Origin of the sequence: Streptomyces sp. NPDC006435 (assembly GCF_040612315.1) — a bacterium.
Classification (GTDB): Bacteria; Actinomycetota; Actinomycetes; order Streptomycetales; family Streptomycetaceae; genus Streptomyces.
Map to the genome: position 1 here is coordinate 21,184 of NZ_JBEXPY010000071.1, position 7,995 is coordinate 29,178.

Genomic DNA, 7,995 nt, shown 5'->3' on the forward strand with positions numbered 1-7,995 from the left:
ACGCCCGCAGGATCAACGCCGACTACGCGTCCCACAGTGCCCGGATGGACCCGGTGCTGCCGGTGCTCGCCGCGCAGTTCGAGAATCTGGCGCCGCGCCGTGCGGACATCGCGTTCTACTCCACCGTGACGGGCGAGGTGTCCGACGGCACGGACCTGGACGGTACGTACTGGTGCCGCAACCTGCGTGAGCCCGTCCGCCTCGACCGCGCCCTGGACAGGCTTCTAGACGACGGCCACACCGTCTTCGTGGAGATCTCCGCGCACCCGGTGCTGTCCATGCCGTTGACCGACGGCAGCGCGGAGCGGGGCGGGATCGTCGTCGGCACCCTCGCCCGCGACCACGGCACCACCGCCCAGCTCCTGCGCAACCTCGGCCTCCTCCACGTCCAGGGGCACGCCGTCGACTGGGAGCGCTGCACGGACGGCCGGCTCGCCGATCTGCCCACCTACGCCTTCCAGCACAAGCGCTACTGGCTCGCCCCGGCGGCCGACGCCGTGGACGCGGGCGCGCTCGGGCTCGACGAGCCCGGCCACCCCTGGCTCGGCGCCGCGACCGAACTGGCGGACGAGCAGGGGACGTTGCTCACGGGCCGGGTGTCGCAGACCGCTCAGCCCTGGCTCGCCGAGCACATCGTGTTCGACAGCGCGCTCGTACCGGGGACCGGGCTGCTCGATCTGGCCCTGGCGGCGGCCCACCACGTGGGTGCCGACCGGGTGGAGGAGATGACGCTGCTGGAGCCGATGTGTCTGCCCGATTCCGGGGAGCTGCGGGTCCAGGTGGCGGTGGGTCCGGCCGACGGTGACGGGCGGCGCCGGCTGACCGTGCACGGCAGGCCGTCCGGAACCCCCGGGCCGTGGTCCCGGCACGCGGAGGGAACGCTCGGTACGGGTCCGGCGGCCGACGCCGGCCCGGTGGACGGTTTCGCCGGGCTGCGGGAGTGGCCGGTGCCGCACACCCGGCAGGTGGACCTGGACGGGATCTACGACCGGATGGACGGGACCGGTGTCATGTACGGTCCGGCGTTCCGCGGGCTCGTCGGGATGTGGCGGGACGGCGACACGCTGTACGGGCGGGTGCGGCTGCCGGAGGGCGTCGCGGCCGAGGGGTTCGGGGCGCATCCCGCGCTGATGGACGCGGCCCTGCACGTCCTGGGCATCGCACGCAACGAGGAGAACCCCGAGTCGCCGGTGCTCGTGCCGTTCGTCTGGTCGGACGTGCGGCTGCTCGCGGGCGGCAGCGACGAACTGCGGGTGCGGATCGATCTGGACCCCGCGGCCGGTGCGCTGCGCCTGTGGGCGGTCTCCGCCGACGGCACCCCGGTGGTCACCGGGGACCTCCAGCTGCGTGAGATCACCGCGGAGCAGGTGAACGGCGCCCGGCCGGTGGAGCATCTGTACCGGATGGAATACCAGCCCGTACGCGTCCGGGGCACGGCCGACGGCCGGGCCCGTACCGTCGTGGACGCCCGCGGCTGGTCGGGCACGGTCGGTGAGGTCGCGGCCCGGGGTCTCGTCGAACTCCAGCGGCTCCTGGCAGGACCGCCGTCCACCGAGCTGGTGTGGGTCACCCGGGGCGCGGTCGGTGCGGACGCGGACGATCCGGCGCAGGCCACACTGTGGGGCCTGGTGCGTTCCGCGCGCAGCGAGCACCCCGAGCGGGTGCTGCGCCTCGTCGACACCGACGCGCCGTCCGACGAGCCCCTCGGCGGTGCGGCCTTCGAGGCGGTGCTCGCCGTCGCGGACGAGCCCGAGCTGGTGGTGCGCGCGGGCCGGACGAGCGCGCCGCGCCTGATGCCGGTGACCGGTCCGGCCGACGGGGCGGCGCGCGCGCTGGACCCCGAGGGCACGGTCCTGGTCACCGGTGGCACCGGGGAACTGGGCCGTTCCCTGGCCCGGCACCTGGTCCGGGAGCACGGTGCACGGCGTCTGGTGCTGACCTCGCGCCGGGGCCCGGCGGCCGCCGGGGCGGACGCGCTGGTGGCGGACCTGATCGAGGCGGGGGCCGTGGACGTGCGGGTCGTCGCCTGTGACGCGGGCCGTCGCGAGGAGCTCGCGGCGGTGCTGGCGACGGCTCCGGAACAGCATCCGTGGACCGGTGTGTTCCATCTGGCCGCAGCGCTGGACGACGGGCTGCTCGGGGCCCAGACCCCCGAGCGGCTGGCGGGCGTCCTGGCCGCGAAGACCGGGGGCGCGCTGCATCTGCACGAGTTGACGCGCGGGTTCGACCTGGCCGTGTTCGCCCTGTACTCCTCCGTATCGGGTCTCGTCGGCGGGCCGGGGCAGTCCACGTACGCGGCCGCCAACACCGCGCTGGACGCCCTCGCCACGTACCGGCGGAGTCTCGGGCTGCCCGGCATCAGCCTGTCGTGGGGGCTGTGGGAGCAGGACGGCACCGGGGTGACGTCGAACCTGACCCGGGCGGACCTGGCCAGGATCGAGCGGCAGGGTTTCGGCGCCTTCTCCGCCGACCGGGCGCTCTCGGCGCTCGACTCCGCACTGTGCCGGGAGCACGCGCACGTGGTGCCCGTCGCCCTGGACGTGCCGGGGTTGCGGCGTGCCGCCGAGGAGAGCGGGGTCGTGCCCGCGCTGCTGCGCGGTCTGCTCCGCGCGTTCCGCCCGCGTGCCGCGGCCGCGGTGGCCGCGCCCGTGCGGGAGACGGATCTGCGCGAGCGGCTGGCGGCGCTGCCCGCGCCGGAGCGGTTGCGGGCCCTGAGCGATCTGGTGTGCGGCGAGACGGGTGTGGTCATCGGTCTCGCGGCGGGCGACGAGTTGGACGAGCAGCAGTCGTTGAAGGACCTGGGACTGGACTCGTTGATGGCGGTCGAGCTGCGCAGGCGGCTCTCCGCGGCCGTCGACGCCGTGCTCCCCTCCGATCTGGCGTTCTCCCACCCCACCCCGTACGCCATCGCCGAGTACCTGATGGACGTGCTGGGCGGCGGGGCGGCGGTGGAAGCGGCCGGGCCGGCGGGACCGGTGATCCCGCTGGAACGCGCGGAGCGGCGGGACGAGCATCCGGCGACCGAGGGCCAGAAGCGGCTGTGGTTCCTGGAGCAGCTCAACCCCGGCTCCGCCCAGTACAACGCGGTGCTGCGGGCCCGGATCGTGCGCCCGCTCGACCCGGACGTGCTGGCCCGTGCCCTGGCCCGGGCCGGCGAGCGGCACGAGGCGCTGCGCACCGGGCTGGAGATGCGTGACGACCGACTGGTGCAGGTCGTGCGGGAGACGCCCGCCATCCCGTTGGTCCACGAGGACCTGTCGGGTGCGGGCCGGGACGCGGTGGAGGCACGTGTGCGCCGCGAGGAGACGCTCCCCGTCGACCTGGGCGGTCCCTCGCCGGTCCGCTGTCTTCTCCTGGACGTCTCCGGCGGCGAGCAGCTGCTGTCCCTGACGATGCACCACGCGGTGATCGACGGGTGGTCGACGGGGCTGCTGATGCGTGAAGTGGTGGCCGCCTGCGAGGCGTTCGCCGGGGGCCGCGAGCCCTCGGCGCCGGAGATCGTCCACCAGTTGGGCGACTACGCCCGGTGGGAGGCGCGCAGCATCGCAGAGGGCGGTTTCGACGAGGGGCTGCGGTTCTTCGAGGAGCAGCTCACGGGTGTGCCCCGGCTGGAGTTCCCGCCGGGCCCCGACGAGGTGCCGGAGGGCACGGAGGACGGCGACCGGCTGCACTTCCGCCTTCCCGCCGAGGTGTGCGAGGCCGTGGAGCGGCTGGCCGCCGAGCGCAAGGTCACTCCGTACGCCGTGTACGTGAGCGCCCTCTCCGTGCTGCTGGCCCGTCACTGCGACCAGTACGACTTCGGTCTGGCCACCATCTGGGCCAACCGTGAACCGGAGGTCACCGACACGGTGGGCTTCCTGGCGAACACCCTGCCGCTGCGCTGCGACCTGACGGGCGACCCGACCTTCGACGAGCTGATCGAGTCGATGGCTCCCCGGGTCCGCGGCACCATGGAGCACCAGGCCGTTCCGCTCACCGAGGTCGTCCGGGTGGCGTCCGGGGAGCGCGTCGACGGCGAGACCCCGCTCTTCCGGGCCGGCTTCAACTATCTGACGGAGAGCATCCTCGAGGGGACGGGGGCGAAGCAGAACAAGGAGCGCGGGACGGACGACGCCTGGCTCCTGCCGGTGTCCGATGCGTTCTCGGGCAATGTCCGGGGCACGGCCAAGTTCGATCTGCACGTGATGCTGGTGGCTGGCGACGACGGCTCGGGCCGGACCGGGCTGCTCGGCGAGATCGAGTTCCGGCCGCAGGTCGTCGGCCGGGCTGCGGCCGGGCGGCTGGTCGCCGGGCTGCGCACCCTGCTGGACTCCGTCGTGCGCGACTCCGCCCGGCCGATCGGCGAGCTCGAAGTGCTCGACGGGGCCGAGCTGGCCTGGCTGGAGGAGCGCGGCGGCCGACTGGAGGAGTCGGCACCGGACGGCGGGACGACCGCGCTGGATCTCGTACTGGCACAGGTGCGGCGCACCCCGGACGCGGTGGCGCTGGTCTCCGACGGACGGGAGTCGACCTACCGTCAGATGTGGGTGCGCGCTTCCGAGCTGGCTGATCGGCTGCGGTCGGCCGGCGTCGGCGCCGGGGTTCCGGTGGGCGTGCATCTGCCGCGTTCGGCAGATCTGGTCGTGTCGGTGCTGGCGATCTGGATGGCCGGGGGCGCCTATCTGCCCGTGGACCCCGACTACCCGCGGGACCGGACCGAGTACGTCATCGCGGACAGCGGACTGCGGGTGCTGGTCTCGGACCGGCCGGTGGACACCGAGGCCCTGGTCGTACGGGTCGACGAACCGTCCGGCGCGACCGACGGCGACGCGCTTCCCGGCCTCGCCGCCCGCCCGGAGCCCGGTGATCTCGGGTACGTGATCTACACCTCGGGTTCGACGGGCCGCCCCAAGGGCGTGCTCATCGAGCACAGCCAGTTCGTCAACTTCTGCCGTGCCGTGGACCGGCGGATCGAGGGCGGCAGCGGCGACACCTGGCTGGCGGTGACCAGCCCGTCGTTCGACATCTCCACGGTCGAGCTGATCTGGACCCTGACGCGCGGCTTCCGGGTCGTCGTCGCACAGGGCAGCGTCGGCGAGTGGCCCGCCTACCGCTCGTACGGACCGACGCATCTGCAGTGCACTCCGTCGCTGGCCAGGATGCTGTTGGCGGACTCGGACGGGCGGGCGCTGCTCGGCGGCCTCGACCGCATGGTCGTCGGCGGGGAGGCCCTGGACCGGGGGCTGGCGCGCAAGCTGCTGAGCGCCGTGCGCGGCGGGGTGACCAACATCTACGGCCCGTCCGAGTGCACGGTGTGGGCCACCACCTGGCACGTCGAGCCCGGTGAGGTGTCCCTGGGCGACGCGGTGCTCAACACGACCCTGTACGTACTGGATCCGGCGGGCCGGCGGGTGCCGCGGGGCAGCGTCGGCGAGCTGTTCATCGGCGGGCACGGAGTCGCCCGCGGATATCTCGGCCGCCCCGAGCTGACCGCCGAGCGCTTCGTCGAGGACCCCTTCACGCCCGGCGGGCGCATGTACCGCACCGGCGACCTGGTCCGCTACCGCGAGGACGGCTCCCTCGAGTACCGCGGCCGCACCGACTTCCAGGTCAAGCTGCACGGCCATCGGATCGAGCTCGGCGAGATCGAGGCGGTCGCGGCCGACCACCCCGGCGTGGTCGAATGCGCGGCGGTCGTCGACCGGACCGTCCCCGACAACCCGCACCTCACCCTCCACTGGACCGGCAGCCCCAGCCCCTCCGCCGACCTCCGCGCCCATCTCGCCCGACAGCTCCCCGCCCACATGGTCCCGACCCGGATCAACCACCTCGACGCACTCCCCCACACCCCCAACAACAAGATCGACCGCAACGCGCTCATCGCCCTCCCCGTCACCCACGACCACTCGGACCACTCGGACCACCTGGTCCCGGCCACCGGCCCGACCGGTGCTCCCGGTGCCACCGAGGCGGTCGTCGCCGGGGCCTGGCGGACCGTTCTGGGCATCCCCCACATCGACCCCGACAAGGGCTTCTTCGAGATCGGCGGCAGCTCCATGACCGCCCTCAACGCCCACAAGATCATCACCACCGAACTCGGCCGGGAGTTCCCGCTCTCCGCCCTCTTCCAGTACCCCACCGTCCGCCGCCTCGCCGCCCACCTCGACGGCACCGGCACGACGAAGCACCTCGGACACGACACGGTCCGCCCGCCGAGCCGCACCGGTCGTTCGGACCTCGACGACGCCGTGGCCGTCGTGGGCATGGCGTGCAAGCTGCCGGGCGCCCCCGACATCGACACCTTCTGGAACAACCTCCGCGAGGGCGTCGAGTCCATCCGCCACTTCACCCTCGACGAACTCCGCGCCGCCGGACTCCCCGAGGAACTCATCACCGACCCCGACTACGTACCCGCCAAGGGGTACATCGAGGGCGCCGACCTCTTCGACGCCGCGTTCTTCGACTACTCCCCGGCCGAGGCCGAGGTCATGGACCCGCAGCACCGGCTGTTCCTGGAGACCGCCTGGCAGGCCGTCGAACACGCGGGCGTCGTCCCGGAAAGCTTCGACGGCAGGATCGGGGTCTTCGCGGGAGCGGGCATCGGCGGCTACGAACCGGAGTCCACCGGCGACGACATGACGTCGTTCTACCGCACCATGATCGGGGGCCGGAACGACTTCCTGTCGACCCGGCTCTCGCACAAGCTCGACCTGCGCGGCCCGGCACTGACCGTGCAGACGGCCTGCTCGACCGGGCTGGTCGCCACGCACCTGGCCCGCGAGAGCCTGCTGCGCGGCGAGTCCGACATCGCACTCGTCGGCGGGGCGTCGGTGACGGTTCCCCTGGTCCAGGGCTATCCCTACCAGGAGGGCCTGGTCGTCTCCCCGGACGGCAAGTGCCGCGCCTTCGACGAGAAGGGCGCCGGGACGGTGGGCGCGGACGGTGTCGGTGTGGTGGTGCTGCGCCGGCTGTCCGACGCGATCGAGGCCGGGGACACCGTGTACGCCGTCCTGCGCGGCAGCGCCATCAACAACGACGGAGCGGCCAAAGTCGGCTTCACCGCCCCCAGCATCGAGGGCCAGGCCCGCGTCATCACCCAGGCCCACACCGACGCCGGCATCGACCCCGCCACCATCGGCTACATCGAGGCCCACGGCACCGGCACCCGCCTCGGCGACCCCATCGAAATACAAGCCCTGCAACAGGCCTTCGGCCCGGCCCACCGCGAGGAACCCTGCGCGATCGGCTCCGTGAAGACCAACATCGGCCACACCGACGCCACCGCAGGCATCGCCGGACTCATCAAGACCGCACTCACCATCCACCACGGCGAACTCGTCCCCAGCCTCAACTACGAACACCCCAACCCCGAAATGGGAATGGACCCCGACCTCTTCCACATCAACACCGAAACCCGCCCCTGGCACGAGGACGGACCCCGCCGCGCCGGCGTCTCCTCCTTCGGCATCGGCGGCACCAACGCCCACATCGTCCTCGAACAGGCCCCGCAGCGAGCCGAACCGGACCCGGCCACGGACACGGACGGCACGGTGCCGGTGGTGCTGTCCGCCCGCGACGAGACCGCGCTGCGCGAGCAGGCGGGGCGCTGGGCACAGTGGCTGTCCGGTCGTGAAGAAGTCCGGCTCGCGGATGTGGCGGTGACGGCTGCGCGTCATCGTTCGCACTTCGAGTCCCGGGCGAGTGTGGTGGCGCCGGATGCTGCCGGACTGGTCGAGGCCCTGGAGGCGCTGGCCGAGGGCCGTTCGCACGACGCGGTGGTGACGGGCGCGGCCGAGCGCCGCGGGAAGGTCGTCTTCGTCTACCCCGGCCAGGGCTCGCAGTGGACCGGAATGGGCCGTGAACTCCTTGATTCCAGTGAGGTGTTCGCGCAGACCGTGGACGCCTGCGACGCCGCGTTGCGGCCGTTCACGGGCTGGTCGGTGCGGGAAGTCCTGGCCGGTGAGGAGGGCGAGAACCCGCCGTTCGACCGGGTGGACGTGGTCCAGCCCGCCCTGT

General features: G+C 73.0%; 1 protein-coding gene (only partly in view). It reads left to right on the plus strand.

All coding sequences use genetic code 11. The features are described from left to right. On the plus strand, positions 1–7,995 hold part of the coding region annotated (locus ABZZ04_RS36815) for an amino acid adenylation domain-containing protein (protein ID WP_356936601.1) (this coding region is incomplete at its 3' end). The annotated region extends 2,248 nt beyond the left edge of the window; 7,995 of 10,243 annotated nt are visible.